Origin of the sequence: Microbacterium sp. (assembly GCF_035554235.1) — a bacterium.
In the GTDB taxonomy this organism is placed as follows: domain Bacteria; phylum Actinomycetota; class Actinomycetes; order Actinomycetales; family Microbacteriaceae; genus Microbacterium.
The window spans coordinates 1-2,887 of record NZ_DATMIO010000131.1 but is presented as its reverse complement, the minus strand read 5'-3'; the positions used below and the strand labels follow the sequence as shown (position 1 = coordinate 2,887).

The 2,887-nt window shown below is 69.7% G+C and carries 3 protein-coding genes; 2 read left to right on the top strand and 1 reads right to left on the bottom strand.

Annotation, left to right across the window (positions count from 1 at the left end):
* The coding region (locus VNT50_RS06760; protein WP_325484341.1) for an NAD(P)-dependent malic enzyme at positions 1 to 1,014 on the bottom strand (1,014 nt) is incomplete at its 3' end.
* A gap of 10 nt (positions 1,015 to 1,024) precedes the next feature.
* Here VNT50_RS06760 and VNT50_RS06755 point away from each other — a divergent pair.
* Together VNT50_RS06755 and VNT50_RS06750 are read left to right on the top strand one after the other, a co-directional pair.
* Entirely contained in the window at positions 1,025 to 1,270 is a 246-nt protein-coding gene (locus VNT50_RS06755; RefSeq protein ID WP_325484340.1) for a hypothetical protein, read from the top strand.
* Positions 1,271 to 1,529: 259 nt separating this feature from the next.
* The coding region (locus tag VNT50_RS06750) for a 5'-3' exonuclease (protein ID WP_325484339.1) at positions 1,530 to 2,887 on the top strand (1,358 nt) is incomplete at its 3' end.

The following is a 2,887-nucleotide window of genomic DNA, read 5'->3' as shown; positions in this document are numbered from 1 at the left end:
GGCGAGCTCGTCGTCCGACACGACCGACGCGATCCCGTGCGCCGCGGCCACCTTCATCTCCTCGGTGATCGCCGCAGCGCGCACGTCCAAAGCGCCGCGGAAGATGCCCGGGAACGCCAGCACGTTGTTGATCTGGTTGGGGTAGTCGGAGCGCCCGGTGGCCATCACCCGGACATGTGGAGCGGCTTCCTCCGGACGCACCTCCGGGTTGGGGTTGGCCATCGCGAACACGAACGGGTCGGCGTTCATGCGCTGAAGGTCTGCGGCGTCGATGATGCCGGGCCCCGAGAGGCCGATGAACAGGTCCATGCCCTCGATCGTCTCGCGCGGCGTGCCGTCGCGGCGCTCGGGGTTCGTGTGTTCGGCCAGCCAGCGCTTGGGCGCGTTCATCGAGCCCGCCGCGTAGTCGTCGCGACCGGTGTGAATCGCCCCGAAGCGATCGCAGGCCACGATCGAGCTCACGCCGGCGTCCTTGAGGATCTTGGCCACGGCAACCCCCGCCGCTCCGGCGCCGACCATCAGCACCTGCAGCTGCTCCATGCGCCGCCCCGTGAGCCGGCAGGCGTTGATCAGCGCGGCCAGCGTGACGATCGCGGTGCCGTGCTGGTCGTCGTGGAAGACCGGTATGTCGAGCGCCTCCTGCAGGCGCTGCTCGATCTCGAAGCAGCGCGGCGAGGAGATGTCCTCGAGGTTGATGCCGCCGAACGTGGGAGACATCCTGATGACCGTCTCGACGATTGCGTCGGTGTCCTTGGTGTCGAGGCAGATGGGGAAGGCGTCGACGTCGGCGAACTCCTTGAAGAGCATCGCCTTGCCCTCCATGACCGGCATGGCCGCTTCGGGTCCTATGTCCCCCAAGCCCAGCACCGCGGTGCCGTCGGACACCACCGCCACCGTGTTGGCCTTGATCGTGTACTTGAAGGCCCTCTGGCGGTTCTCGGCGATCGCGCTGCAAACGCGGGCCACGCCGGGCGTATAGGCCATCGACAGGTCGTCGCGCGACCTGACCGGCATGTTGAGGCCGGTGGATCTTGCCGCGGCGGTGTACCTCGAAGGTGCGGTCAGTGATCTCTACGACGCGCGCCGCGCGAACGGACTGCACGGCGGTGATTACCTCACCACGGTGCTCCACGCTCGAGCACTCGACGGTGATCTCGCGGAGCGTCCTCTCGCCGCGAGCCTCGACGGTGTCCACGGCGATGATCGCCCCTCCCGAGCGCGTGATCGCCGCGGTGACCTTGCCCAGCACGCCGCCGGGCTTGGTGGGTAGCGCGACGCGCAGCGTCAGCGAGAACTGTGCGGACGGACTGGGCAGGGAGTCGATGATACGGGTGGTTCTGCGGCGCCGAACGAGATACGGCACCGTGACGCCACCCAGCCCGGGCCATCCGGACTGGACCGTGACCCCCGTCGGGGACGCGCCGGTTACGACGGCCCGCAAGGCAGCGCCGCGCGACGAATCGAGCGCAGATTGCGCAGGCACTGAGCTCAGCGCCCGCGCAGCGGGGTCGCCTCGGTACGGTTAGGCGGTGGCCGACGAGACCCCCCGCGAGCTCATCCTGATCGACGGGAACAGCCTTGTCTACCGGGCCTTTTTTGCGCTGCCGGAGTCGATCGCGACCTCAAAGGGGCAGCCCACCAACGCGATCTTCGGCTTCGCGTCAATGCTCGTGAAGATGATCTCCGAGTTCGGCATCAAGCCCACCCTCGTGATCTGGGACGCGGGCATGTCGGGGCGCAAGGAGATCTACGAGGAGTACAAGGGCCACCGCGACGAGCGCCCGGACCTGCTGCAGGAGCAGTGGCCGCACATGCAGCCGCTGGTCGACGCCTTCGGCTACCAGAACGTCAGGGTGCCGGGCTACGAGGCCGATGACGTGATCGCCACTCTGGCGGGCAAGGCGCGCGAGCAGGGCATCGACGTGACCGTTCTCACCGGGGACCGCGACCTGTTTCAGCTGATCGAGCCCGGGGTGCGCGTGATGGCCACCGGACGCGGCGTGACCGACACGAAGATGTACGACCGCGAAGCGGTGATCGACCGTTACGGGATCCCTCCCGAGCTGGTCCCCGACTTCGTCGGTCTCAAGGGGGACACGTCGGACAACATCCCCGGAGTTCCCGGCATCGGCGACAAGACCGCGACGCAGCTGCTGCAGGAGTGGGGCGACCTCGAGGGCGTGCTGGCCAACATCGACTCGATCTCCGGGGCCAAGCGCAAGCAGAACCTGGCCGAGCACGCGGAGAACGCCCGCATCTCAAAGCAGCTGGCCACCGCCGTGCGCGACGTGGATGTCGACGTGGACTTCGACGGAGTGATCGCGCGCGAGCCCGACCGCTCGCGCCTGCGCGAGACCTTCCGGGAGTTCGAGCTGCGGGCGCCGCTGGAGCGCCTCGAGGAGGCGCTGGGAGAGGACGGCGCGGCGCCGGCCGAGCGCGTCGCGAAGATGATCGAGCCCGTGGCGCGCGAGGTGCCCCTGGCCGAGCTCGGAGCACTCGAGGGCGAGCTGGTCGCGATCGCCGCCCTCAGGCCGGGCGAGAGCCCCGACGACAGCGCTCCGCCGCCTCCCGACCCCGACGAGGAGGTCGCTCTGGAGGAAGAGGCCGCCGAGGAGGCGGTCGAAGAGGAGGATGGCCTCGGTGCGCGCCCGGCAGAGCCGGGCGCTTCCGCCCAGCGCATCGGTGCGCCCCCGGCCGAGCCGAGCGCTTCCGCCCAGCCGGTGGCCGCCGTCGTGACCGGCCAGGGTGCATTCGACTTCGACGCTCCGGCGTCACGCGGTCCGCTCACCGTCGCCGCCTGGGCCGGCGACGAGGTGCTCGTATCCGAGGCCGAGAACCTGGCGGCCTTCGCGGCGGCCCGCGGCGACCGCGCGATCGCGGCCCACGA